Here is a 25,156-nt window from a genome sequence, read left to right on the forward strand (position 1 = left end):
TATTTGGTACGTTCCGCTTCGTACAAAATATCAGTCGCTGTGATTAGCGTATAAATTATCGATTAACTCGTCTTCTAATTCAAAACGAGACTCTAACACTTCGCCTAAACGAGATAAGTCTTTGTCAAAGTCTTCCAATACCTGCTCTTGAGCGTTTTCTGCGTACTTGTCGTTAAAGTCTAATGCGACGTCAGTTGTATCTGCAATACGCGGATATAATGCTTTTGCTAGCTTCGCACTATCTGGGCCCTTTTCTTCGCATGCTTCAACGAGATTGTCATAGATCTCAAAGTGCCCTGCTGAAAGGTAATCCATGAGAATTTGGCAAAAAGACTGTATTTGCATTTGATCAGGCAATGCATGATCTTTTTTGTCATAAGGAGAGAATCCTGCAATTTTGTAGTACTGCAGCAATAACTCTTGTCGCTCTGCTAACCATGCATCAATAACACTATGGCTGCCTCCCCATTTTTCTTGGGCTTGTTCTAACCTCGAAAGCATAGTGATCTCCTGTTGCGGATTGTTTTATTCTATAAAAAGGAAATCTGTGGCAAAGGTCAACCTATTTTTATTTTTATTGTTTAAAAACATTGCAAGGTATTGATTGGTAAGAAGTTCCTTTTTTGGGGTTTTAGAAAAAGAAAAACCACCTTAGCGGTGGTTTTAATGCAGTTTAGCTATTTGATAATTGTTTTTATTATTATAAAGGTGTTTTGTTGTTATTTTTGTAACGCGGCATTTTTATAACAAGTTTTTACCTATGTTGTAAATAGTTATATAACATGTTTTTTGCTTGTTTTTGATGGTGACCATATAACGCTATGAGTTAATTGCACTTTAATCTAGATCATAAGGTAGCGAATTAGCGCTTGGGTTTAGATAGAGTGCATGGGAAGATAGTGATACAATCTGCACAATTTTTGAAGCTTTGGAATCGAGATACGCTATGAGCGAATTGAAAAACGATCGTTATTTACGTGCACTGATGAAACAGCCCGTTGATGTTACTCCCGTTTGGATGATGCGTCAGGCAGGTCGTTATTTACCTGAATATCGTGCAACGCGAGCACAAGCTGGCGACTTTATGAGTTTGTGTAAAAATGCAGAACTGGCGTGCGAAGTAACCTTGCAGCCACTGCGTCGCTATCCACTTGATGCTGCCATTTTATTTAGCGATATTTTGACGATTCCAGATGCGATGGGTTTAGGGTTGTACTTTGAAACTGGCGAAGGTCCTAAATTTGAGCGCCCGATCAGTTCATTGCAAGATGTAAAAAACATTCCGAATATCGACCCTAACGATGAGTTGGGTTACGTAATGAACGCGGTTAGTACCATTCGCAGAGAATTAAAAGGCGAAGTCCCACTGATTGGTTTTTCGGGTTCTCCATGGACATTGGCCACTTACATGGTAGAGGGTGGAAGTAGTAAAACTTTCGGAAAGATCAAGAAAATGGCTTTTGCCGAGCCACAAACCCTGCATTTATTGTTAGATAAATTGGCTGATTCGGTGATTGACTATTTAAATGCTCAGGTAAAAGCGGGCGCCCAATCATTGATGGTTTTTGATTCATGGGGTGGTGTGCTTAGTCCTCGTGATTACAAAGAGTTTTCGTTGCAATACATGCATAAAATAGTGGATGGCTTGATCCGAGAGTATGATGGTCGAAAGGTACCAGTTACATTGTTTACCAAAAGTGGTGGTCAATGGATTGAAGCGATTGCAGCCACGGGGTGCGATGCAATTGGGTTAGATTGGACTATTGATATTGCTGATGCGAAGCGCCGCGTGGGTGATAAAGTTGCGTTACAGGGTAATATGGACCCTTCAATGCTACATGGGACACCTGAGCGCATTCGTGAAGAAGTACAATCTATCTTGGCTGGCTTTGGTGAAGGGTCAGGGCACGTGTTTAACTTAGGGCACGGCATCACGCCTGATGTAGACCCAGAAAATGCTGGTGTATTTATTAATGCGGTACATGAGTTCAGCGCGAAATATCACAAGTAAACTTAGCTGAATAAAGATTATAAAAAACCCAAGCCAGGCTTGGGTTTTTTCGTATTTAAGACGCGTGGTTCTCAAGGTTATTTGGTAAACGCACGCTTCATAAAATTAGGTGTTGCGAGTGCACCTTTGTGAATACCGGTGTTGTAGTATTCTGTCGAAAATATTGCGCTATCTGCATCAGCTTCCCTAAAGCCATTAAACGTTTCACTTTTACGTGCCAGTGTTGCAGACCATAAACCGCTTGGATAAATCGGTTGAGGGAATGGTAAAGTTTGCAAATCTACAAAGCCCACATCTAACATGGCATCGCGCATTTCTAACAATAATGGCATATGAGTAAGTGGTGACTCACTTTGTTGGACCATAATACCGCCAGGGCGTAATGCGTTTAAGCAGCTGGTATAAAATGCATGATTAAATAGCCCTTCACCGGGACCTACAGGGTCGGTGCCATCAACAATAACGACATCAATAGACTCCGGCGCCGCTTCGCGCATATACTTGATGCCGTCATCAAACATCACTGTGGCGCGCGGGTCTTTGTTAGATTCACAAAGCTCAGGGAAGTATTTCAGTGACATTTGCGTTACGACTTCGTCGATATCAATCTGTGTGACTGTCTCAACATCTGGATGTTTTAGTACTTCTCGCAATGTACCACAGTCGCCGCCACCAATGATCACGACATTTTTTGGCGCAGGATGAGAAAACAGCGCTGGGTGGCTCATCATTTCATGATAGAAAAAGTTTTCACGCGAGCTGACCATGGTACAGCCATCGATGATCATCAGGTTGCCATAATTGGTGGTCTCATACATTTCGACATTTTGAAATGGCGATTGAATTTCATCTAGCTTTTTGTTGATGCGCAACGAAAACGCGCTGCCATCGCGGTCACTGACTTCGGTAAACCAGCGGTTTGCTTCTAAATTCGACATATCAATTTCACACTTACTAAAAAATAGTTGGCAATTCTGCCAGTGCTTGCCCATTAGCTCAATCAAAATTTACCCAGTGAGAGTAACTATTCGAGCCGATGTGTACGACACTGCAGCAGTTTAATAATAGAGCAAGTTTCTACTTTATGAAAAGCAACGATGTGCAAAGAGTAAACAAGGTCCAATTTGTTTGATTTGCGTACAAAAAGTGAATGTTATAGTCTGTTTAGGTAAACATCAAAGAATCAATATAATAATTACTTAAACAGGAAAAGGAGATTGTATGGACATGAGTAAAGCTATAAAAGTGATTGGCGTTATCGGCTTTGGTGTGGCTATAGCTGGTTGCAGCAGTACTCAGGATACCCAATCAGGTAGCGCTGCATCATGGAAAGACCCCGACATGGTTTGCGAATCAATAGCTCAGACTGGCAGTAACTTGCGTAAAAAACGTTGTATGTCTAAGGAGTTAGCTGATGAGATTAGGGCAAATACAAAAGAAGGGATGAGGAAGTTGGAAAACAATAGCCGAACCGTTAAATAACAGAGAGCTTAGTGTTAGCTTTATTTGGTTAATTAATACGTATTTCTAAACAAAAGTTTTTACAAAACACGCATAATTATTGTACTGTTGCAGAGCAGTGCACCAAAAAGCACTCAAAATTTTAACGCTTTACAGCACATATAAGGAAGATATATGAAACTAAAATTACATTTCTCGGCGGTAGTAGCTGGTAGTATCTTGTTGCTCAGTGGTTGCAACTCTACGAGTGAAAGTAGTGGCGACCGAGTTGCAAAAGTGGATAACGATTTAGTATGTGAGTCTCGCCCAACGACAGGAAGTAACCTAAGAAAAAGGCGTTGTATGTCTCGAGAACTCGCTGATGAGATGCAAAAAGAAACTAAAGCATCTATGCGTAAGGTTGAAGTTAAAGGTAGAGCACAGAGCCACACCAAACTTTAATTACAGCGTCGTCAGACCATTTTTAAATAAGCGCTGCTATGTAATGTTAGCGCTTTTTTATTGTTATTTTTCTTGTTAAACCTGCGCTTTTACTTTCCTTTACTGCACATCTACAAATTAGTGCATGCCAAAAATCGACCTTAAAATTCTATCGCTAATCATACCTGCTCGTATTAAAATAGAGGTTTTAGTTACTTAAAAGAGTTGGCCATGAATTGGGGTTTAGATACAGCACGCGAAATTTACAACGTTGCTCATTGGAGTGAAGGGTACTTTGATATTAATTCCCATGGTGAACTTGTGGCTTACCCTGATGGCGACCACAATAAATCGCCTATCTCGCTTAATCAATTAACCGAAGAGTTTAAAGTGCAAGGCTTAACGTTGCCAGTTTTGGTGCGTTTTACTGATATTCTTAAACACCGCGTTGATACGATGACAGAGGCATTTTCTTTGGCATGTGAGCAGCGTGGCTATCAAGGGCAATACAACTGCGTTTACCCAATTAAAGTGAACCAACAACGCTCTGTTGTAACTAAGTTGCTGGCGCACCCAAGTGGTCAAGTGGGCTTAGAAGCCGGCTCAAAACCCGAGCTTATGGCGATTTTAGGTGTGGCGACTACGCCTATTACGATTGTTTGTAATGGTTATAAAGATAGTGAATTTTTAAGGTTGGCATGTATTGGCCAAGCGATGGGCCATAAAGTGAATATTGTGGTTGAAAAACTATCGGAACTGACAACCTTAATCAAAGAGATCGATGATTTAAATATTGAACCTGCCATTGGCATTCGTATTCGTTTGAACTCTGTCGGTAAAGGTAAGTGGCAAAACACAGGCGGCGAAAAAGGCAAATTTGGCTTAACAGCAGGACAGGTGCTTGAGGCCGTTGAAATGTTGAAGGCTGCCAATAAATTGCACCTGATGAATTTAGTGCATTTTCATATTGGTTCTCAGATAGCAAACATTCGAGATATTCACCGTGCCCTTAAAGAATGCGCTCGCCACTTTGCTGAGCTCTCGCAGCTGGGTGTACCTTTAAAAACCGTTGATGTGGGCGGTGGCTTAGGTGTTGACTACGAAGGTTCTGGGTCGCGAAGTGCATGCTCAATGAATTACACGGTTGCTGAATACGCTCGCAATGTAGTCAGCGCATTTGCTGAGGTATGTGAACTACACGACTTGACTCACCCTGCCATTATTACTGAATCTGGGCGAGCATTAACAGCGCACCATGCCGTACTCATTACCGATGTTATTGACGTTGAAAAGGCACCAAATCAGCGTATCCCCAATGCCCCATCACCTGATGCGCACGCTATCTTACAAGAACTTTGGCAAGCATATAGTCGTATCACTGTGCGTTTAGCACTTGAGACATATCACGATGCAATGCATCTATTTAGTGAAGCGCATGCGCAGTATGTGCATGGCTTGGTTAGCATGACTCAGTGGGCTCAGATCGAGCAGTTATACTTTACCATACTCCATCGAGTCAGAGAGTTACTCAATGAAAATGCGCGCACGCATAGAGAAGTGCTTGATGACTTAAACGAAAAACTGGCAGACAAACTGTTTGTAAACTTTTCACTGTTCCAGTCATTACCTGATGTATGGGGTATTCAGCAGTTGTTCCCTGTTATGCCGATAGAATCATTAGATCAGCCACTAACGCAACGCGCCATTTTGCAGGATATAACGTGTGACTCAGATGGCCAAATTCGTGACTATGTTGAAGGTTCTGGCATTGAATCAAGTTTACCTATTCCTACGTATATTCCTGGTGAACAGTATCACATTGCGATGTTCATGGTTGGCGCTTATCAGGAGATTCTAGGTGACTTGCATAATCTTTTTGGTGATACCGACTCAGTACATGTCGAGCTAAGCGAGGATGGCTATAAGTTAACGAATGCGATAAAAGGCGACAGTGTACAAGAGGTGTTAAAGTTTGTGCATTATGATCATACGCAGTTAGCTCAAAATTTCGTAACCACAATAGAGCATAACGTCACTGATGAGCAGCTCAGAGCACAGTATATTGAGGAGTTAAATGCGGGCTTAGCTGGCTACACTTACTTTGAGGATTAGATAAATTATAAGCTGTTAGGTTTTTTGCATATCGAAAACAAGGTATCATCTTTTGCCATATTAAAGGCTTAGCCATTCACAATTGGCTAAGCCAGTTGGTTTGGTTGTAAAGGAAGCATTGCATGTCATTGTTACGCTGTATTTTGAGTTTGCTATTGTATGCTCTAAACACGCTATTCTGGTTTGTGCCAATTTTTTTATTTGGTCTGATCAAATTAATACCCATTACTGCATTACAAAAGGCATGCAGCAGGTTGGCTAAGGCGTTTGCAGGCTTTTGGGTTGCGGGTAATACTTGGAATCAGAAACTACTCTCGCCGTTTGCTCTAAATGTTGTTGGTCTAGATAGCCTTAAACAGAAAGATTGGTATTTGGTGATAGCAAATCATCAAAGTTGGGTGGATATTTTAGTGATGCAACGCATGTTGCATGGGAAAATACCTTTTTTAAACTTCTTTTTGAAAAAAGAATTGTTATATGTGCCTTTTCTAGGCCTTGCGTGGTGGGCGTTGGATTTTCCATTTATGACGCGCACCAGTAAAAGCCAATTAAAGAAAAACCCTAAACTTAAAGGTAAAGATGTAGAAACAACACGAAAAGCCTGTGAAAAGTTTAAGACTATGCCAGTGAGCATCGTGAACTTTGTTGAAGGGACACGATACACGGATGCGAAGCATCGCCGCCAAAAAAGCCCTTTCCAGCACTTACTCAAACCTAAAGCGGGCGGTATTGCGTTTGTGATGCAGGCGATGGGGGAACAGATCAGCAAGGTGGTGAATATTACAATTCATTACCCGGATGGTATTCCCACTTTTATAGATTTTGTAAGTGGCCGCGTGACGCGAGTAGATGTGCACGTTGAGATCCTGCCAGTCAGTGAAAACTTAATTGGTGACTATAGTAATGATAGTGATTTTAGAGTACGTTTTCAGAGCGAGCTGAACCATTTGTGGCAACAAAAAGATGAACAATTGCAGCAGCTAAGTGGTTCAGAATAAACAGTCTGTGAGGTTGCAAATGCTTAGAAATGTGTTACCAAAGTGGTTTTTCGGGTTAAGTGCTACCGTTATTTTGCTGGCTAATACGATTGTGTGCGGCATCGTTGTTTTTGTGCTGGGGTTAGTCAAATTATGCCTACCATTTCGTGCTATATCTCACATTTTACACGCAGCTTATGGGATGTGGTGCAAAGGTAATAGGCTTGGTCTGCAAGTGGGATGTGGACAAATAGATGTTAATGTACCAGCCCAAGTAAAGCAGCAAGGGTGGTATTTGTTGGTATCTAACCATATTAGTTGGCTCGACATTGTGGTACTAAGTGCAGTTGACGCTCTGCCAGCGCCGAAATTTTTTCTTAAAGATGAGTTGAAGTACATTCCTTTTATTGGCACTGGTGCGTGGGCTATGGGTATGCCTTTTATGAAACGAGCAACGAAAGCGCAAGTTGCTAAGGATCCCAAGCTAAAAGGGTTAGATGTGGCACGTACGAAGCGAAGCTGCCATAACTTTCGACGCCACCCGACAACAGTAATTAATTTTGCTGAGGGGACACGTTTTACGCCATCTAAAAAACAACAGCAAAATAGCGACTATCAGCACCTGCTAAAGCCAAAAGCAGGAGGTACCGCGTTTGCCTTGGAAGTCTTAGCTGAGCAGCTCGATGGATTGCTAAACTGCACCTTGGTTTATCAAGCGCAAGGGCAGCATATATGTCGCAGCTTTATCCTTGGACAACTCCAGAGTGTGCATGTTGAAATTGATATCTCAGATATTAGCGCCATACCACAAGGGAGCTATCAGTTTGATAAAGAATATCGAGTTGCTTTTCAAAATTACTTAAATGCACTTTGGTATGACAAAGATGAGCAAATAACGCGACATATTCTTGAATACGATAACCTGAGCACACAGACGAGCAAGGAAACGGCACCATTATGACTTTGGTTCATTTGACGGATCTATTCGATACTTGGTTTGCCAATGTCCCTCAAGGCGCTTTTTTGAGTGCGTTAACGGCAAACAGTGTTGGTTTTATCGGTCTAATTTTATTGTATTTATTCACTCGCCGGCTAGTTTTCCCAACTATTCAAAAAGGGTTAGTACGAGTTTCTCCAACTCGAGTGGGTCACTTGGCACCAGAGCTTAACAAGGTAACGGGACGTTTAGCGGCAGTGATCTGTAGTGTCGCGTTCTTGGCGCTCAATGATAAAGTATTGGTTGCGCCAACATGGGTAATGGATGTTTTGCATTCGCTAGGGCAAGTGGTATTGGTGATCCTAGCGGGCTTTTTATTCAGTGGTATGGTCAATTTGGCTCATGCTATTTATAACCAGTTGCGGTTTGCTCAAGATGTGCCAATTCAAGGGATTGTGCAAGTTACCAAGCTGATGACATTTATTATCAGCGGTATCTTTGTGATTAGTTTAGTGCTTGATAAATCTCCAACATATATCTTGTCGGGTTTTGGTGCGATAGCCGCTATTACATTATTAGTATTTAAAGACACGATTTTGGGATTGGTAGCAAGCATACAGATCGCTGCTAATCGACTAGTAAAAACCGGGGATTGGATCCAAGTCGATGCATTTGGCGCAGATGGTGAAGTAATTGACTTAGGATTAAATACAGTAAGAGTTCGTAATTGGGATAATACAGTAACCACCATTCCCACCTATATGCTCATTTCTGACTCCTTTAAAAATTGGCGCGCGATGCAAGAGTCTGCAGGGCGAAGGATCAAAAGAGCAATACTGGTGGATATGCACAGTATTAAAGTGCTTGCCGAGCATGAAGTTGCACACTTACAAGCGCAATTTAGCGAATTAACACACCTTGAGCACTGGCCTGATAAGACCACAAATTTAGGCTTGTTTCGTCGATATGCTGAAAAGTATCTGCAAGAGCATCCGGCCATTAGCAAAGAATGTGTGTTAATGGTCAGAGAGCTTGCGCCTGCAAACAATGGCTTGCCCGTAGAGTTTTATTGCTTTAGTGCGGATAAAAGATGGGTTGCTTATGAGCATTTGCAGGCGGATATTTTTGACCATATGCTGGCTGTAATGGGCGAATTTGAGTTACGCCCATATCAGAATTTTTCAGGGCATATGTGGCAATAGTATACCTATTGAGGCAAATAACAGTAACATCATCCAAATTGGTGGCTTAAAGTATTTAAGCAATGCAAAGCCGCCAACCGCAAAGGCGATATGCCAAATAGACTGAACACTTGATAGCCAAATAGGATTGTAAAACGCAGCAGCGAGCAAACCTACAACCGCGGCATTAAGTGCTGCAGTTATGCTCGCAAATCGCGGTAATGCGCTGAGTGATTGCCAGTTATGATGGCATGCCCACATCAGCAATAATCCCGGCAAGAAAATGGCAATAGTAGCCAGCATTGCGGATAACACTGCGTTTGCACTGCCTACCTCTGCACCTAGATAGGTCGCTATGCTAAACATAGGTCCTGGCACCGCTTGAGCTGCAGCGTAAGCGGTTAAAAAGCTTTCTTGCGAGAGCTCTGGTACACTATTTTGCAGTAAAGGCAAAACCACATGTCCGCCCCCAAATACTAATGCACCCGCTTGATAGAACTGTGAAAAAAGTACATTAGGTAGATCTGCAAACGTTAAAGCAAACAAACCAAAAAATACAGCCAGCACCGGCCAATTCAGCATGAGCTTAGCGCGTTTTTTAGTATCAGGAATGGCGCTAAACGAATATAAGCTAGCAACGAACGCGACCCCAAGGAGTAGCCACAATTGCGCATGTAAGTTGGGAAAAAGTAATAATATCAGCGTGCTTACAAAGGTAACGATTTTGAGGGCTGTGGTTTTACAAAAACTTTTAGCCATGTTTAAAATGGCATCTGCAACTATCACGACAGCAAATAGTTTTAATCCTGAGATAACATTATCAAATACTCCATGCATTTGGGTCGCTGTCATGGCAAGCATTAGCATGATTAAAAAAGAGGGTAGGGTAAAACCTATAAATGCGGCGATACCGCCAATGATACCAGCACGCTCTAACCCGATAGCAAAACCTACTTGACTAGAGCCTGGACCTGGAAGAATTTGTGATAAGCTTATCATCGCACCGTAACGTTCATGACCTATCCAGCCTAAATTGTCGACAAAGTGCTTTTTAAATATGCCTAAATGTGCGGCGGGACCACCAAAACTGGTACAGCCAAGTAAAAAAAATTGATAAAAAATACTCAGTGCCATAGTTCACCTTGTGATACAGTTAACATTAAATGCTGACACAGTATTGTGACATATTTATTTCAACTTAAATCGGCTTTATCGTTTTGTTAGCTAAGTCACACAGTCATGTCAAAATTAGAGGTATTAGAATTTGCAGCAACTAGCATTATCTTTGTTGTTTTTCGCTTTGTATGCCAGCTTTAATGTGTGTGCTGCACATCGCGCTATTCAGGTTGCCATCGATCATGCTCCCCCATACAGCTCCGTGAGCAATGACGGGGAGTCCTCTGGATTAATTTTAGATATTATTAGTGCCACCGCTGGCACAAAATACCCGATCCGTCCTGTTCCTTGCCCTGTGTCTCGGTGTTTGCGCATGTTGGAGCAAGGGGAAGTTGATGTGATGGGAGGGTTGCTAAAAACACCTCAACGTCAAGAATCGATGGTATTCGTAGAGCCGCCATATATGGCACTTTCGTCGTCTTATGTATTTTATGCAAAAAAAGGCAGCAATTTATCGGTTATGCGTTTTGAAGACCTGTACGGCAAACGTATCGCAGTGATGCGAGGTGCAGCATACTTTGAACGTTTTGATAAAGATACAAAGCTTAATAAAGTGGATGTAACGTCTGAACAAATCGCGCTAGATTTAGTATTAAAGGAACGCGTTGACCTTGCTATTGGCATTGAGGATACGGCTGAAGTTGCGATGAAAGTGCTCAAGCAACCTATTTCTCAGCTAGAGAAAATGCATTATCGGCAAACGAATGTAATATACGGCTACATGGCGTTTAGTCAGGATTTTGCACAAACAGATGCTGCACACTATATCGCTGAAAAAATGCAAGAAATTGCAAGAAGTAAGTTACTGGACAAACTGATAGCGCCATATTCATTACCCCCAATCCCCAACGAACTGATGCAATAAACAGCATAAATTAATATACCATTCATCAAGCGCTCGCTAGCCTAACAGACATGAATTCTTAGAACCCACCTCTACATGCGCTTCATTGTTTGAGGCTGGTACTTTGGTGGGGCACATCTGATTTTAGAAGTTTGATATCGTTTCTTTGGATCCGAGATAAAGCAATGTATTACTGGGAGAAACCATAACGTGAATAAAAAAGGGTTTATAGCAATTACACTGGGTGTTGCTTTGGTATCTGGCTGTGAAATGACGAACACAGGCAAAGGCGCTTCAATCGGTGCTGCGACCGGGGCGGTTTTGGGTAAAGCAACGGGCAATCATAAAGACAAGCGTATTTTTATCGGAGCCGCTATTGGCGCAATAGCGGGGGCTGCCATTGGAGATTACATGGACAAGCAAGAAGCTGCTTTTAAAAAGGAGCTTGCAGGTTCGGGCGTAGAAGTTATCCGCGAGGGTGATAACATGCGTTTGGTGATGCCAAGTAATATTACCTTTGCATCCGGTCAAGCCAATATATCGGTAGACTTCTACCGTACGTTAGATGGTATCACTAAAGTGATGAACAAGTATGAGAAGACATTTCTAAATATTGTTGGCCATACTGACAGTACAGGCTCTGCGCAGCTCAATCAACAATTGAGTGAGCAACGTGCCAATAGTGTAAAAAATTACTTGCTAGGTCAGCAAGTATTAGCAGCGCGTTTGCATACTCAAGGTATGGGAGAGTCAGCCCCTGTTGCTAGCAATACCACTGAACAGGGCCGTGCCAAAAATAGGCGTGTAGAGATCCAAATCGTACCAAATAAGGCATAGGTTAAACGTGTCGTTGTTATCATGATACAGCGGTGCATCTACACCGCTGTATTTTTTGTAAAACTAGTTTGAATTTGCCAACTGCAGGGCTAAGTGCAAAATAGTGTTGAATGCCTGATTATTGGATTGATGATTATCATCGCCATTGCTGAGCAAAATGACCCCATTTTGTGTTGTTAAATTGCCTATCATCTGAGATATCACACCAGGGTCTGAGCCATCATGGTGAATATACTCTCCATCAAGCTCCCAAAAATAACCAATATCACGGCTTGGAACTGGTGTGGTTGTTTGTGGCGTCAGCATGGCTTCAACGGCAGCTTTAGACAAGGCTTGTTGTTGCTCTATTTGTCCGTTATTCATACTCGCAATTAAAAAGCGTGCCAGATCGTTAACTGTCGAAATAGCTGAACCGTCGGCATAAGTGATAGCGCCATAGTTTGGCATTGCGACGCGCTCCCCTGTTTGCGGATTGTGCACAAATCGAGTTGCGACATTATCCGCGGGCTCTCCAACTCCCCATGTACTATTGCTCATGTTAAGTGGGGTAAAAATGTATTCTTGAGCAAGCTCTACGAAGGGGATATTCCTCTTTTGCTCTAAGGTATAGGCTGCGAGGGCGGTGGCGATGTTTGAATAAATATACACTTCGCCAGTGTTAAGCCCGTATTGCGAGGTAAAGTTTTCTTGTTGATAATATCTGCCATCACGATTGAGGTAATCCGTTAAATAAACTTGTAAGTCTGGGTTGATCTGACTATCACACGTGTTGGTACCTAACATGGCATCACTGATGTTTTGTTTGGTGGCGTGAATATAGTATGCACATAAAAATGCGGGGCTCGCATCAACAATACCACTAGTATGCGTGATCAGGTGGCGTAAAGTTACGGGCGTTTGTTGAGCGGGTGTTACATCAATCGCAAAAGGTAGCAAATGGGCAATGTTCTCATCAATTGAGATGGTTTGCGCCGATGCGGCATGGGCGATTGTTGCACCGACAAGTGCTTTACTAACAGACGCAACATAAAACGGGGTATCTGCAGTGACAGGCGCGTTTTGTTCATTAGCAATGCCAAAGCCATTAGCATATTTAATTTGGCCCTGATTTATCACCGCAACAGCGAGACCGGGTATCGCACCTTGTGCCATTTGTGCTCTAACTTGTTGCTCAAACTCACTGATACTCAACTTCGCAGAAGTTTGTTTGCCCATCATGTCCAGCGCATAGTCATATGTTGAGAATCGCTGTAGATCCGTTTCTAAGCTAGAGTAGGCACTTATGTGTACGTCAGGCTGTAACCCTATGCGCTCAAAGCGTTCTCCTTTGGGGTTACTATATACCTCATTTGATAAGCCAATTTCCCAGCCATTTGGCAAGGTAAAGTTGAGGATGTCTGAAAATGCGCCAGCAGTTTCTTCGCCAACTTGGGTTACGTGAGGAAGTTGCTTCATGGTCATTGCAAACACTTCACCTGCACTGACCGTCACTTGACTGGTTAGCATGTAAACAGGCTTGGTATACGCTTCGCCTTTGCCACCAATTGAAAAGATTTTAGGTATGCCTCTACCAGAGCGATTAACCGCTTGTTTTTTATAGGCCATTTGCCGCTTTTCAGTGAATCGGTTGGCAATTATCGTTGCAATCACATCGTCTCCACCAAGGTTATTCCTGATATCTAAAATAAGGCCATCGGTGTCTTTTAGGTCCGACATGACTGAGTCGATTAATGTTTTTGCTGCAGTCAACTGTTGCTGCTCTGTTGCATCCGGATCAGAATGATACTGCGCCATATTATTAATCACTAAAATTCCGACATTATCTGGTGTTATGCCCCATATCAGAGTTTTAGCATCAGTCTCTTGAGGAAAGCTTTTTAAACTTTCTGCGTCAATGTAGCTGGCGGTTGTGTCGTAGTAGTCATCCCATAGGTCATTGATGACATCTATTGTGTCTACATGTGCGCCAAAGCGTAAGTAAGACTTTGCTTTACCATGCGCGCTTCTGAGCAGGGGAGCAGGTTTGGTGTTTGAAAAAGATTTGCTGCCATCGTTTATCGAAACATGGGCGTCTTGCAATGGCGCAATCATTTGTGCAAGCACATTAAAGAGCGCATCGTCAGTCATGCTATCGTGAACTTGCGGGGCATAAGCAGTATATTGAGCTTGCCAATCAACATCACGCAACTCAAAAAATGCGTAATAATCATTGAACGAGTGCCAAAAGTATTCAAAGACTTGGGTTGCCGTGCTCGATTGAGTTAGCTGAATTGGGGTTTTACACGACACCGGGAGTTCATCTACTTTGAAAAGCGTTTCGCTCTGCGTGGTATCTTTTTCGATAATATCTAGGATCTGGGAGTTCGTGATATGCAGCGTGCTTGCGTGATCTTGCATGAACTCTTGATAACTTTTATCACTGATTTGTGTGCAAGCTTGACTGTTATATTCATAGTATTTGATGCGTCCATCAACAATAGATAAAACTTCTCCATATGCTTTTTTATCCCAAATTCCTTGGGCTTTATTGAGCTGCGAGTGTTCTTTGATGAGTAAGCTATGGGGGTTTTTGTCTTTGTTGTCATTGCAGCCACTGAGTAATAAGCTAGCTGCGATGGCCAATGTGAGTACACTTGATTTGGGCTTCATGTTTTGTTCCTTGAAGTGTCATTGTTATGCTCAGACTTTAGAGTGTTTTAAGGGACATGGCTGTTATCGAATAGCAAGAAAGTGTAATAAAGTTAAGCTGTTGCTTACACTTTTATACAGTTGCTAAGCGACCCTCTCAGGTAAAGGGAGCGACGGAATAACTACGTCGCCCCCTTTTGGGGAAAGTGAATTGGCACAAGTATTAAAAATCCCAACGAACGCCAAAGCTTGGGATCATAGGTAGCCAATGCCCATACTCTTGCTCAACAATTATTTTGCTATTTTCGTTTAAGCGGTATTTTGACGCCTCAACACAGCATTGGTTTTTTCGGTTTAATAGGTTCGATATTTCAAAAAAGACTTGTAGTTGACTTTGTGTTAACTGATATTGCTTTGATAAACGTAAGTCAAAACGCAAATAGTCAGCTAAATTTTGTTGGTTGCGCGCAGCTAAATGTCGGATGATTTTTTGCTCACCATTGATAGACTTTTGCAAAGTGCCATACTCGCCAGTTGTTGGCCACCCACTGTGGTACTGGCTGGTAAGATTGACGTTCCAGCCATTGTTAAATAGGTAGTTAATGCCCGCATTGAGAGTGTGTGTTTGATTCCAACTACGCTGTACCTGCTTAGAATCTATAGTTTCTTGTGCATCTGACCAACTGTAATTTGCATGCCAGCGCCACTGATTATTGATGGTTTGCGCTATCGAAAGTTCAATACCCGTTACTTCTCCTTTTGTCGCTATTATGAGTTGGCGGTCAGCTTGGCCTTCAGGAAAGAAATTCAATGGATCCAACGCATTTTCATAGCGTTTAGGTATATCTGATAGGCGTTTATAATAGGCTTCTACTCGATAAGTCAGTGTATTGAAGGCACCCGAATATCCAGCTATGTAGTGTTCTGATTTTTGTGCTGGCGCATAATTGACAATTCCATCACCTACTTGCAAATCGAGCATGTCTTGCGCTTGATAAAAATGCCCCCAGCTGAAGTTCAAACTTTCATCTGAAGATAGCTGGTAACTAAGTGCAGCCCTTGGGCTGATTTGAGAGTCACTAAAACCTTGATAATTTTGCTTATCGTAACGTAAACCCAGTTCGGTGACCCAGTCTGGATGAAGTTTGTATTTGCCACTAAGGTAAGCCCCTGCCTGTAGGCCTTTAGCATTGACTAGGGCTGCAGTGCGCTGGCTTTGGGGTTTATCGGCAAATAAACGGTGGCGAAATAAAGCCATTGCGTAATCATAATTAATATCGACGTGTTTACTATGAAACCCAAATTCGAGCATGAAGTCATGGCTTCGCAGCCAACGCCAATCTTGTTTGATACCATAAAATGAAAAAGACTTGTCGTCTTTAACGCTTAGATCGATTTCATAAGGGTCACTTTGCCCGCCTTTACGTTGTTCTTCAACTTTACCCACGGATAGCATGGTTTGCGAAGACAATGCATCATGCCAATGTGACGTTAAACGTGACCACAGATATTGGCTCGCATAATTGCCGGTAATTTTTTCTTTTACGTAGTATTTTTCAAAGCCATTCCATTCGTCAAAGTTATCATCAAGTATTTCATCATCGTACGCATACAGTAGGTTTGTCGATAGTGTGTGTGAGTCGTTGAGCTCATAACTGAGTTTGGCATATAGGTCGGCGTAGATGGGCTCAAATTTACTGGTCTCATCATCCATGGCTTTGAGGATCATGTCCAAGTAGCCTCGTCGTGCCGACACTAACCAGTGGCCTTTTTGTGATTCAAAGCTTCCTTGAGCAGCTGCGCGAGCGTTGATAAAGCTTGCTCCGACACTGTATTTGGTTTGCGCTTGTGGCTGCACCGACTGAATATCTAGTACACCGCTGAGCCTATTACCGTAACGTGCAGAAAACCCCCCAGTGTACAGATTGATTTGCTCAGCATTCTCCGTATCAATGATGCTAAAGGCGCTATTAAAACTTTTCATATGAAAAGGACGGTATAGTTCCTGTCCATCAAGCAATACCAGCACTTCGTTTTTTTGGCCACCACGCACATAAAAGTTTGCTGAATAGTCCCCGGCACTTACGCCTGGCAAAGCAGGCATTAGCCGAAAAACGTCATCCGCAATATGTGGCGTTTGTGCGATGGCTTCTTTGCTCAATTGGTGTAGCGCAGAGCCATTATTTTTCATCAGAGCGTAACGGCTAGCGCCAACCTCTATGTGTTCAATGCTAGTTTGCTCTTGCGCAACAGTGCTACCTAAAACAGACCCGCTAAGCGCAATCGTTATGTGACAATATAGACGCATTTTGTTCATGGTAGCTCCAAATAATGTACGGGTAGTTTTGCAAATTCGTTCGCCATTTCATTGAGTTGTTGCTGGCTTAGCCAGTGGCCCCCAATGACAACGCCGATACGTTGTTTAATGTTGTGGATGTCATCGAGCGGGTTTTGTTTAAATAACACCAAATCTGCGAGGTAATTTTCCTTGATAATGCCTCTGTCTTGAGGTCTGTGGGTGATGTTCGCTATCACACTTGCTGGTACTGAAGTTGCTGCGGCTAATGCTTGCTTGGGAGTCAAGCCGGCTTCTACCATTAGTTCCATATCTCGGTGTACTAATTCAGGAATTGAACCCGCATCACCAGTATCTGATCCCACTTGTACAGCAACACCTTCCTCGACAAGTGTTTTTACAATCATTAATGCGATATTGTGTAGTGTGGGATCGATATTTGGGTCGCGCTCTTCTTGCTGCCAAGCATCAAGAATGGGTTGTGGGATGATGTTATAGCTGTCGCTACTATAAATATCTTCCCCTAGATCCCATCGGGTAACGACTTCATCCGTTGACCAGTTAAATACCAAAGAGATGTTGTTTTTACTCATGGTTGTTGCGACCCAATCAATGTAGGTCTCATCATCCATTTCCTCAGGTGCTATTGCTCTGCCCTCGATGATCTCGGACAGGTGTGCGATTTCATTATGATTCTCTAGCACCAGTGCCATGGGAGCGTCAGGAATATGGCCTGCGAGAAATAGCTTATTGGCTTTTGCTGCTTCACTTATCTGTGTATAAATTTGCTCAGTGACGCCGGAGTAAACTTTAATGAAGTCATAACCAATCTCCCGATGTTTCGCTACTTCTCGTTTTGCCTCTTCGGGGGTTTTTGGCCAAGTAAGTGATAACTTACCTAAAAACTCTTGCGAGAATTGTTCATGTGGGACGCCCAAAAATGGTGACTCAGTTTCGTATAAAGAGATAATCGGTCCGCTACTGATGATCCGTGTTCCAAGCCATTGTTTGGTATTTACCTTGTCTCGCCACTCAAGCTCATTTGGTGTCCCTGAGTAACTTCTTATGGTTGTGATACCTTGTTGTAAAAAAATAGACATCTGGGCGGGGGATGTGTGGATTTCGACAATATTGGATGACGCGCCGGGTTCATGTCTTAAGTGAACATGAGAATCGATGAGCCCAGGGGCTAGGTATCCTCCTTTGGCGTCAATGACCTTATCATCTGTAGCAAAAGCAATATTACTCGCTTCATCTATCTTAATGATCTTATCTGCGATAACCACAACACGTTGGTTGGTAAGCACATCGGGTTGACTCCCATCCATAGTAATGACATTGACATTATCAATGATTAGTCGTTTTGGATGCTGAGGTGGGGCTAGTCCCGTTTGTATTTTTTTTGGGGATGAAACGGAGTTCGTGGTTTGTTCAACTTTATTGTTGAACTCTTTACCACACGCCGCGATAAGCATGAGCGTAAATGCGAGCACACTGATGAAGCTATAATGAATAAATAAACGTCGAGACATAAGACCTCCTGAGTTTTGGCCGACGCTTTATTATGTGCATTACTCAGTGTGAAATCGTCCGTACTGATAGAATAGGACAAGGTTTAACCTTATGTAAATTAAGCTTATTTTTTTAACTGGCTATAGGAGGTGCTTTTCTATACTCGCTAGGGGTTTGTTGGGCGTATTTTTTAAACGCATTGTAAAATGCAGAGCGTGAGTTAAATCCGGTTTCAAGAGCAATATCTAGGACGGTTTTTTGTGGTTGTTGCAACAGTAGATGCTTAGCATCATTTATTCTTAGCATATTAATATAATCAAAAAAGTTTTTACCGCTAACTTGATTGATTGCTTGCGATAATTGATGTCTTGACCACCCTGTGGCTTGTGCGAGTTCATCAAGTGTAAGTGTTGGATTGATGTATAGTTGCTGCTGGCGAACTTGCTTGTCTAACTCTTGAAAAAGTTGTTTGGCAAGTTGCTCAGACAAGTTGGAGTTTGCGTAGCGAGTGTTGCTTGGTATTTGTGCACCTAGATGTAGTGGAGGGGCAGGGTTTGGCTGTTGGGGATAAAAAATTGCGGGTTGCTTAAGTGCGTAGTAAGTTATGGCGTAAACGCACAGGATCACCCCCATTTCAGACGGGTAAAAATGTCGCTCTTGTGCAAACCATGACAAGTGACACATTACGCCATCCCCAGAGTCAAAGCAAAGCCTTATATTAAGCTCTATGAGTTCATCAATAAGCCATAATACAAGCAGTACAGATATAAACTTACTTAGCCACATGAGCCAAGATAAGTTCACTTTTTCTAAATAAGAAAACTGGCTCTCAATATTAATTGTATGGCGTTTCAAAATTCGAAAAATGAGCAATAAGTAACAGGTGATTTGAAGTAAACTAAAGGCAGGAATAACGGTATCAACTAAAAACTCAAATTGCTCATTGATAGCGCCTAACTCAGTGTGCGGTGAGATAAACTGTATTTTCATAGCTGAGCTTTGCAGCAAAAACTCTATACTCAGCAGGGCAATAACTGCACTTGGAAGAAAGTGTAGCCAATATTTTTGGCTCGCTTCTTGTGCGGTTAGCTTAAGGGCATAAAGGTAAAGCAAAGGCCCCAAAGCGGGTATTAACCACTCATGAACGCCAATTAGGTGCGGGTATACGTATAAAAGGCCCGCGGTATCAATAAAAATTGATAACAAAACGAGGGCAAAAGTATTGGTAAAAAGGCCAATGTAGCGGTTGGCTGGATTTTTAGCGCTTTGCTTAAATAAAAAAATACTCAGGATCAACGCATGCAAGCTACCGAGTAGTAATACTGTTTGTTCTAAAAATACAGCCATGAAAGGTGCCTATACGAGAGGTTAGGTCTTGGAAGTCCGCTTTCCTTTTTTAGAGACTTTAAGCGTTTTCAACGCTTCAATCAACAGCACCTAAATTTAAATCGTCACCGGGAGCTTAAAATACCTGACATACCTCATCTGCCTTACAGGTGATCACACTCACATTTTGGTAGCCAAGTCGTGTCAGTTGTTCAGCTGAAAACACTGCTCGGCCGCCTGCTGCGCAATGCACATAGATAGGACGTTGAGGATCTTTTTCTAAGTCGGGTAACTTGAATTCGAGTAGTCCCCTGGGAATATTGACCGCCGTGGGGGCAGATTTTGCCTCAAACTCAGCAGGTTCACGTACGTCTATCAATAACCCTTGGTTTTGGTCGATTTCTGCTTTTGCTTGTTGCGCCGTAATGCATCGTTGGTTGGGTCGAACAATTTTTAGTAGATCTTGAGCTGTGGTTAGCATGTTTATTCCTTTACTCCGAGCTTTTTAAGTAACGTGATCATTGGACACCAGTTAGTAAATGCGGATTGCATTAAGTTAACGGCAATAAAAACACTAAGCCATATCCAATGAGCGTGAACAAATTCGGTTAGTGCCAATGATAACAGTAGCATCATACCTGCAATTAATCTCAGCATCGCGTTTAGTTTCATGATCAGTACTCACTTAATATTAGTTACCACTAATATTAGACATTGCTAATGTATCTGTCTATACTTTGCACAAATTAATTTTTGTTCGGTAGTGGCAATGGACTTTGAAGCAATGGCGCACAATGCAGAGCAAGCAGAAGCGCTTTTAAAAATGATGGCAAATAAAAACCGCTTAATGATTTTATGTAGTTTATTAGAGCAAGAGATGAGTGTCAGCGCGTTAAATGATGCTGTGCCCTTGGCGCAGTCAGCTTTGTCTCAACATCTCGCCAGTTTAAGAAAAGCTAACATAGTCACAACAAGGCGAGATGGGCAAACTATTTACTACCGGGTAATCGACAAAAAAGTGCAGGCAATTTTGCAGCAGCTTTATCAGTTATTTTGCGCTCAGTAAGGTCGATACTCATGACACTTTTTAATAAGGTTTTAGCAAGCAGTCTGTCAGGTCGACTACCCGTGTTTGTGCTATTTGTGGCGTTAATTATGGGTATGTTTGCGCTGCAGTTTACGCCTCGTGAAGAAGAGCCACAAATCGTTGTGCCCATGTTGGATATCAAGGTGAGTTCTCCAAATTTGAGTGCGCCGGAGGTGGCGCGCTTAGTGACTGAACCCCTTGAGAAGCTGCTGCAACAGATCCCCGGTGTCGAGCATATTTACTCAACAACCAATGCCGGTGGTACGGTGGTAACACTGCGTTTTCATGTGGGCGAGAATCGTGAGCAAGCAATTCTCAACACCTATACAAAGTTGTATGCAAATCAGCACAATATGGCGCAAGTTGTTGCTAATTGGCAGATCCAACCTATTGAAGTTGATGATGTGCCGATCTTGATGTTAGGGCTGTATAGCAAAAATGCTGAACAGTACTCAGATTACGAGTTAACGCGTTTTGCACAAGAAATATCAACGCAACTACAAAAAGTACCCAACACCAGTGAAGTTAAAGTGATCTCTGGGCGAAAAAGACAGCTCAGTGTGCATTTAGATGCCACGGCACTGGCTGCGCACCAAACCACGCCTTTGGATGTACTTATGGCAATACAGGCCAGTAACCAATTACAAGGAGTGGGCAACATACTCGCACAAGGGCAAGAGATTGTACTGGAGTCGGGTGATGTGCTACGTGATGCACAACAGATAGCTCTACTCACTGTCAATGTGCTTGATGCTCAACAAGTGTTACTTAAAGATGTTGCAACAGTCGTTGATGGCCCAGCAGAGCCTGAGTCTTATCAATGGCTTGCCATTAATGAGCAGCAGCAAAGCGTACCTTTGGTGACTGTTAGCGTGGCAAAACAGCGCGGCAGCAATGCGGTGGATGTAGCACAACAAAGTTTAATACTAATGAATGAACTGAAACAGCGCATTTTACCTGATGATATTGAAGTAAAAGTGCTGCGCAATTACGGTCAAACAGCAGATGCCAAAGTCAATGACTTAACCGCAAGCTTAAGCTTTGCTGTGTTGACCGTGGTTATCTTTGTTGGGGTGTTTTTAGGCTGGCGACCAGCTATTGTCGTGGGGTTGGCTGTACCTATTTGTTATGGCATTACGCTCGGGTTAGACTTTGCGTTTGGCTATACTATCAACCGGGTTACGCTGTTTGCGCTTATTTTGTCGTTGGGATTACTGGTTGATGATCCCATCACAGGGGTAGAAAACATAAGTCGTTTTCTGGCCGCACGTAAAAGTAATGATAAAGCACACACTCGCCAACAAGTGGTGTCGGCGATGTCAGAAATAAAAGTCGCCTTATTGATGTCAACATTAACAATCAGTGTGGCGTTTTTACCTTTGGCTTATATTACAGGCATGATGGGACCATATATGGCACCAATGGCATTTAACGTCCCAGTGAGTGTTATGGCATCGACGCTAGTCGCGTTTATGGTGACCCCTTGGCTTGCAAAAATGCTCCTTCATAATCACCCAATCAATTTACAAAACCAACATCAGGGAAGTTCCCTTTATAGCCGAATATTAACGCCTTTATTGTCGAATGCGAAACGCACTAAGGTGCTACTTTGGGCAACCTTTGCTTTATTTGTTGTGAGTGTTAGCTTACCTATATTTCGAGCTGTACCGTTAAAACTGCTACCTTTTGACAACAAAAACGAAGTGCAGGTTCTGATTGACTTACCAGAGGGCAGTACGCTTGAGCAAACCGCACAGCTAACTCGACAAGTACAGCAACAAGTGTGGCAGCTCAATGAAGTCACTGCGATTGCCGCGTATGTTGGCAAACCCTCTAGTATGGACTTTAATGCCATGGTGCGAGGTTATTATCGTCGCGAAGCTGCTCATTTAGCAGACTTACGCGTGCTGTTGTTAGACAAGACACAGCGTGCCCATCAATCTCATGCGGTGGTGTTGCGTTTGCGCAAGGCGCTTGCGCAATTTAACCACTCGGGTGTGAAAGTCAAAGTGGTCGAGGTGCCACCTGGTCCTCCTGTTCTGAGTACTTTAGTTGCGCAAGTTTATGCTGAGCCTTTTGTGTCGAGTGAAACACATCGCCAAGCTGCCAATGTATTGATGGCGCGTCTTTCGTCAGAGCCTCATGTCGTAGAAGTGGATAGCACACTTGCAGCATCAACGCACATAGCGCGGTTTGTCGTTGATAAAGGCAAAGCTGCGCTGTCGGGCATATCAACGGAAGATATTAATCAATCACTCAGAATTGCCAGCGGTGGCGTAGATTCGGGTTTGCTTTATTTGGCCAATGAGTCTGAGCCAGTCACAATAAATTTGCGTCTGCCTTATGCGGTACGCCATCAACAACAAAATTTAGATGCGTTACAGGTGCGTGGTCAAATGGCACTGAGCAAAGTGGGTAATGAGTATGGGCTTGATAGCGCGACACGGCCTCTGGTTGCGCTCTCAGAGTTAGGGCAATGGCAAACAATACCGGCTCCTCAACCCATTATTCGTAAAGACTTACAAAATGTCATTTATGTAACTGCTGAGTTGAATGGGCGAACACCTGCTGAGGTAATTGCGGACATTGTTGCCGATGAAAACGCCGAGTCTTTTAAACCAGTTAGTTGGCAGCAGCGCAGCTTTATTGAAAATGGTGGTACACAAGCGTGGCAACTTCCAGAGGGTACTTCATATACCTTTAGTGGTGAGGGGGAGTGGCGTATTACGGTTGATGTGTTTCGTGACATGGGTATCGCATTTGCGTTTGCGCTGTTGGCTATTTTTGGGATTTTGAGAATACAAACCGCTTCTAGCGCATTGTCATTGATCATCATGTCGGCTATTCCGCTAACCATGATAGGGATCATGCCGGGTTTTGGGTTGTTGAACCAGTTTGGGGAGCGTGCAATTGCAGGGGCGCCTGAGCCTATATTGTTTACTGCAACAGCGATGATAGGAATGATTGCGTTAGCGGGCATTGTGGTGCGTAACTCGCTCATTTTAGTTGAGTTTATTAATCAAGCTAGATCTGAGGGCGTAGAGTTAAAACAAGCACTTATCCAAGCTGGTGAAGTCCGTATGAGGCCTGTGCTACTAACAGCAGGTACAACGTTACTGGGTAATTTAGTGATTATTCTTGACCCCGTATTTAGTGGTCTGGCTTTGGCAATCATTTTTGGCATTATTGCATCAACCATTTTTTCATTGTTGGTCGTGCCGTTGGTTTATTTTTTAGTATTCAGACATACAGAGGACAGCCGTGATGTTATTAACTCATAACCTAGTTAAGAAAATGGCCTTACCATCATTGGCGCTGGTATTGTTACTGATCGTGGTCGCCTATTTAGCTGGGGTCTTTAATGATGTTGAGCCCGAGGGAGTAAAAAGTCAGCCAGTTGAGTATCAAGGTGAGCTGTATCGAGTGGGTGAAAAACAAGTTTCGCACCATGAAATTGTCAATGCGAATGTGATTGCAAAGGAAAATACCCTTGTGTCGAGTCGCCTGCTTGCACAACTGAAAACTTTGCAAGTGAGAGCCGGTCAGAGTGTTAAAGCAGGGCAATTATTAGCAACCATTGATGATGCTGATTTACAAGCGAGAGTCTCTCAGGCCAAAGCGCAGCAAGATGCAATCGCAGTGCAGTTGCAGCAAGCTAAAAAACAGTTGGCACGAAATGAGTCTTTGCAAGCGCAAGGGTTGGTTGCCGTTAATATGGTCGACGAATGGCGTACTAAGGTTGATGAACTTGTCGCTCAAGAGTTGGCCTTGTCTGAGCAGCTCGAAGGTGCCAAGGTGGCGCTCAGTGATAGTAAAATTTTGTCGCCCATAAATGGCACTGTTGTTCAGCGTCTGCAGGAGCCTGGGGCTATGTTGACGCCAGGGACGGCTATTGTATCTTTGTACAACCCAGCGCAGCTACAAGTATCTGCACCGGTGCGGGAGCAACAGGCGAGCCAACTGATGTTAGAGGATGATTTAAAGATACATATCCCAGCCAGTGGTGTGACCCAATACGCGAAAGTCAGTGAAATCGTGCCCGTGGTAGATAGTAATGCACGCCGTTTTATGGTCAAACTCGATATTGAATTAGCGCAAAATGTTAAACCTGGGATGTATGCACAACTGTATTTACCGCCGATTGAGCATAAACTGGTGGTGATCCCCAATCAGTATGTTAAACGCTACGGTCAGTTGACGATGGTGGAAGTGGTAGAAAATGGGCATGTTCAACGTCGTTTTGTGCGATTAGGCGCGTTGCTAGACAACGCTCTAGAAGGAGAAGTCGTGGTGCTTTCAGGGCTCAGTGCAGGAGAAATGTTGGCAGTGCATTAGCTGCCAACATAACGGC

Annotated in this window: 21 protein-coding genes; 12 read left to right on the top strand and 9 right to left on the bottom strand. The window is 43.0% G+C overall.

Annotated elements, in window-relative coordinates; all coding sequences use genetic code 11:
- Nucleotides 1-30: 30 nt before the first annotated feature.
- Nucleotides 31-501 (bottom strand): sigma D regulator, encoded by a 471-nt coding sequence (gene rsd, locus GDK41_RS00720; RefSeq protein WP_152084622.1) that lies wholly within the window; start codon nt 499-501, stop codon nt 31-33.
- 445 nt (nt 502-946) lie between these two features.
- Between rsd and hemE the strand changes: the two genes are divergently transcribed.
- Nucleotides 947-2,011, top strand: coding sequence for a uroporphyrinogen decarboxylase (gene hemE, locus GDK41_RS00725; protein ID WP_152084623.1), 1,065 nt, complete (start codon nt 947-949; stop codon nt 2,009-2,011).
- 77 nt (nt 2,012-2,088) lie between these two features.
- Here the strand turns inward: hemE and speE are convergent, their stop codons facing one another.
- Nucleotides 2,089-2,949 carry a polyamine aminopropyltransferase gene (speE, locus tag GDK41_RS00730; protein ID WP_152084624.1) on the bottom strand — a complete coding sequence of 287 codons (861 nt, stop codon included), beginning with the start codon at nt 2,947-2,949 and terminating at the stop codon, nt 2,089-2,091.
- Nucleotides 2,950-3,232: 283 nt separating this feature from the next.
- Here speE and GDK41_RS00735 point away from each other — a divergent pair, with 283 nt between their 5' ends.
- The 6 genes from GDK41_RS00735 (at nt 3,233) to GDK41_RS00760 (ending at nt 9,120) form a co-directional block, all read left to right on the top strand.
- Nucleotides 3,233-3,493, top strand: coding sequence for a hypothetical protein (locus GDK41_RS00735; protein WP_152084625.1), 261 nt, complete (start codon nt 3,233-3,235; stop codon nt 3,491-3,493).
- Between the two features lie 153 nt (nt 3,494-3,646).
- Nucleotides 3,647-3,913, top strand: coding sequence for a hypothetical protein (locus tag GDK41_RS00740; RefSeq protein ID WP_152084626.1), 267 nt, complete (start codon nt 3,647-3,649; stop codon nt 3,911-3,913).
- Between the two features lie 210 nt (nt 3,914-4,123).
- Nucleotides 4,124-6,004 (top strand): biosynthetic arginine decarboxylase, encoded by a 1,881-nt coding sequence (gene speA, locus GDK41_RS00745; protein WP_152084627.1) that lies wholly within the window; start codon nt 4,124-4,126, stop codon nt 6,002-6,004.
- Between the two features lie 122 nt (nt 6,005-6,126).
- Complete coding sequence (locus tag GDK41_RS00750; RefSeq protein ID WP_152084628.1) at nt 6,127-7,002, top strand: acyltransferase; 876 nt, start codon at nt 6,127-6,129, stop codon at nt 7,000-7,002.
- Between the two features lie 19 nt (nt 7,003-7,021).
- Nucleotides 7,022-7,942: an acetyltransferase gene (locus GDK41_RS00755; RefSeq protein ID WP_152084629.1), complete on the top strand. Its 921-nt coding sequence runs from the start codon at nt 7,022-7,024 to the stop codon at nt 7,940-7,942.
- Entirely contained in the window at nt 7,939-9,120 is a 1,182-nt protein-coding gene (locus tag GDK41_RS00760; RefSeq protein ID WP_152084630.1) for a mechanosensitive ion channel family protein, read from the top strand. The genes GDK41_RS00755 and GDK41_RS00760 overlap by 4 nt, the downstream gene beginning before the upstream one ends.
- Here the strand turns inward: GDK41_RS00760 and chrA are convergent.
- Nucleotides 9,100-10,233: a chromate efflux transporter gene (gene chrA / locus GDK41_RS00765; protein WP_152084631.1), complete on the bottom strand. Its 1,134-nt coding sequence runs from the start codon at nt 10,231-10,233 to the stop codon at nt 9,100-9,102. The two genes, GDK41_RS00760 and chrA, sit on opposite strands and share 21 nt — an antisense overlap.
- A 130-nt stretch (nt 10,234-10,363) precedes the next feature.
- Here chrA and GDK41_RS00770 point away from each other — a divergent pair, with 130 nt between their 5' ends.
- Both GDK41_RS00770 and GDK41_RS00775 read left to right on the top strand, forming a co-directional pair.
- On the top strand, nt 10,364-11,140 hold the full coding sequence (locus tag GDK41_RS00770; protein WP_152084632.1) for a substrate-binding periplasmic protein: 777 nt from the start codon (nt 10,364-10,366) through the stop codon (nt 11,138-11,140).
- 249 nt (nt 11,141-11,389) lie between these two features.
- Complete coding sequence (locus tag GDK41_RS00775) at nt 11,390-11,956, top strand: OmpA family protein (protein WP_152087468.1); 567 nt, start codon at nt 11,390-11,392, stop codon at nt 11,954-11,956.
- Nucleotides 11,957-12,019: 63 nt separating this feature from the next.
- On the opposite strand, the gene GDK41_RS00780 is transcribed toward GDK41_RS00775, so the two are convergent.
- From GDK41_RS00780 to GDK41_RS00805, 6 genes are all read right to left on the bottom strand, one after another.
- On the bottom strand, nt 12,020-14,605 hold the full coding sequence (locus GDK41_RS00780) for a serine hydrolase (protein ID WP_152084633.1): 2,586 nt from the start codon (nt 14,603-14,605) through the stop codon (nt 12,020-12,022).
- 202 nt (nt 14,606-14,807) lie between these two features.
- Complete coding sequence (locus GDK41_RS00785) at nt 14,808-16,901, bottom strand: TonB-dependent receptor plug domain-containing protein (RefSeq protein ID WP_152084634.1); 2,094 nt, start codon at nt 16,899-16,901, stop codon at nt 14,808-14,810.
- Nucleotides 16,898-18,412: an amidohydrolase family protein gene (locus GDK41_RS00790; RefSeq protein WP_152084635.1), complete on the bottom strand. Its 1,515-nt coding sequence runs from the start codon at nt 18,410-18,412 to the stop codon at nt 16,898-16,900. Before GDK41_RS00790 ends, GDK41_RS00785 begins: the two co-directional genes overlap by 4 nt.
- Before the next feature lie 112 nt (nt 18,413-18,524).
- The gene (locus GDK41_RS00795) at nt 18,525-19,739 is read right to left on the bottom strand and encodes an AraC family transcriptional regulator (protein ID WP_152084636.1); all 1,215 of its coding nucleotides are present in this window, start codon (nt 19,737-19,739) and stop codon (nt 18,525-18,527) included.
- Between the two features lie 115 nt (nt 19,740-19,854).
- A complete protein-coding gene (locus GDK41_RS00800; protein WP_152084637.1) occupies nt 19,855-20,199 on the bottom strand; it encodes a rhodanese-like domain-containing protein in 345 nt (114 codons plus the stop codon).
- Between the two features lie 2 nt (nt 20,200-20,201).
- The gene (locus GDK41_RS00805; RefSeq protein WP_152084638.1) at nt 20,202-20,390 is read right to left on the bottom strand and encodes a YgaP family membrane protein; all 189 of its coding nucleotides are present in this window, start codon (nt 20,388-20,390) and stop codon (nt 20,202-20,204) included.
- Nucleotides 20,391-20,487: 97 nt separating this feature from the next.
- Between GDK41_RS00805 and GDK41_RS00810 the strand changes: the two genes are divergently transcribed.
- The 3 genes from GDK41_RS00810 to GDK41_RS00820 are packed head-to-tail and all read left to right on the top strand — an operon-like array spanning nt 20,488 to nt 25,140.
- The gene (locus GDK41_RS00810; protein ID WP_152084639.1) at nt 20,488-20,784 is read left to right on the top strand and encodes an ArsR/SmtB family transcription factor; all 297 of its coding nucleotides are present in this window, start codon (nt 20,488-20,490) and stop codon (nt 20,782-20,784) included.
- Between the two features lie 11 nt (nt 20,785-20,795).
- Nucleotides 20,796-24,086: an efflux RND transporter permease subunit gene (locus tag GDK41_RS00815; protein WP_152084640.1), complete on the top strand. Its 3,291-nt coding sequence runs from the start codon at nt 20,796-20,798 to the stop codon at nt 24,084-24,086.
- The gene (locus GDK41_RS00820; RefSeq protein WP_152084641.1) at nt 24,070-25,140 is read left to right on the top strand and encodes an efflux RND transporter periplasmic adaptor subunit; all 1,071 of its coding nucleotides are present in this window, start codon (nt 24,070-24,072) and stop codon (nt 25,138-25,140) included. Before GDK41_RS00815 ends, GDK41_RS00820 begins: the two co-directional genes overlap by 17 nt.
- The last annotated feature ends 16 nt before the right edge of the window (nt 25,141-25,156 follow it).

Source organism: Pseudoalteromonas sp. A25, assembly GCF_009176705.1.
In the GTDB taxonomy this organism is placed as follows: Bacteria; Pseudomonadota; Gammaproteobacteria; order Enterobacterales; family Alteromonadaceae; genus Pseudoalteromonas.

Coding starts and splice junctions, on each gene's coding strand:
- GDK41_RS00735 (WP_152084625.1), top strand. CDS start 3,233: ATGGACATGAGTAAAGCTATAAAAGTGATTGGCGTTATCGGCTTTGGT.
- GDK41_RS00800 (WP_152084637.1), bottom strand. CDS start 20,199: ATGCTAACCACAGCTCAAGATCTACTAAAAATTGTTCGACCCAACCAA.
- chrA (WP_152084631.1), bottom strand. CDS start 10,233: ATGGCACTGAGTATTTTTTATCAATTTTTTTTACTTGGCTGTACCAGT.
- GDK41_RS00775 (WP_152087468.1), top strand. CDS start 11,390: ATGACGAACACAGGCAAAGGCGCTTCAATCGGTGCTGCGACCGGGGCG.
- rsd (WP_152084622.1), bottom strand. CDS start 501: ATGCTTTCGAGGTTAGAACAAGCCCAAGAAAAATGGGGAGGCAGCCAT.
- GDK41_RS00760 (WP_152084630.1), top strand. CDS start 7,939: ATGACTTTGGTTCATTTGACGGATCTATTCGATACTTGGTTTGCCAAT.
- speA (WP_152084627.1), top strand. CDS start 4,124: ATGAATTGGGGTTTAGATACAGCACGCGAAATTTACAACGTTGCTCAT.
- speE (WP_152084624.1), bottom strand. CDS start 2,949: ATGTCGAATTTAGAAGCAAACCGCTGGTTTACCGAAGTCAGTGACCGC.
- GDK41_RS00815 (WP_152084640.1), top strand. CDS start 20,796: ATGACACTTTTTAATAAGGTTTTAGCAAGCAGTCTGTCAGGTCGACTA.
- GDK41_RS00750 (WP_152084628.1), top strand. CDS start 6,127: ATGTCATTGTTACGCTGTATTTTGAGTTTGCTATTGTATGCTCTAAAC.
- GDK41_RS00780 (WP_152084633.1), bottom strand. CDS start 14,605: ATGAAGCCCAAATCAAGTGTACTCACATTGGCCATCGCAGCTAGCTTA.
- GDK41_RS00820 (WP_152084641.1), top strand. CDS start 24,070: ATGTTATTAACTCATAACCTAGTTAAGAAAATGGCCTTACCATCATTG.
- GDK41_RS00810 (WP_152084639.1), top strand. CDS start 20,488: ATGGACTTTGAAGCAATGGCGCACAATGCAGAGCAAGCAGAAGCGCTT.
- GDK41_RS00755 (WP_152084629.1), top strand. CDS start 7,022: ATGCTTAGAAATGTGTTACCAAAGTGGTTTTTCGGGTTAAGTGCTACC.
- GDK41_RS00805 (WP_152084638.1), bottom strand. CDS start 20,390: ATGAAACTAAACGCGATGCTGAGATTAATTGCAGGTATGATGCTACTG.
- GDK41_RS00785 (WP_152084634.1), bottom strand. CDS start 16,901: ATGAACAAAATGCGTCTATATTGTCACATAACGATTGCGCTTAGCGGG.
- GDK41_RS00740 (WP_152084626.1), top strand. CDS start 3,647: ATGAAACTAAAATTACATTTCTCGGCGGTAGTAGCTGGTAGTATCTTG.
- hemE (WP_152084623.1), top strand. CDS start 947: ATGAGCGAATTGAAAAACGATCGTTATTTACGTGCACTGATGAAACAG.
- GDK41_RS00790 (WP_152084635.1), bottom strand. CDS start 18,412: ATGTCTCGACGTTTATTTATTCATTATAGCTTCATCAGTGTGCTCGCA.
- GDK41_RS00795 (WP_152084636.1), bottom strand. CDS start 19,739: ATGGCTGTATTTTTAGAACAAACAGTATTACTACTCGGTAGCTTGCAT.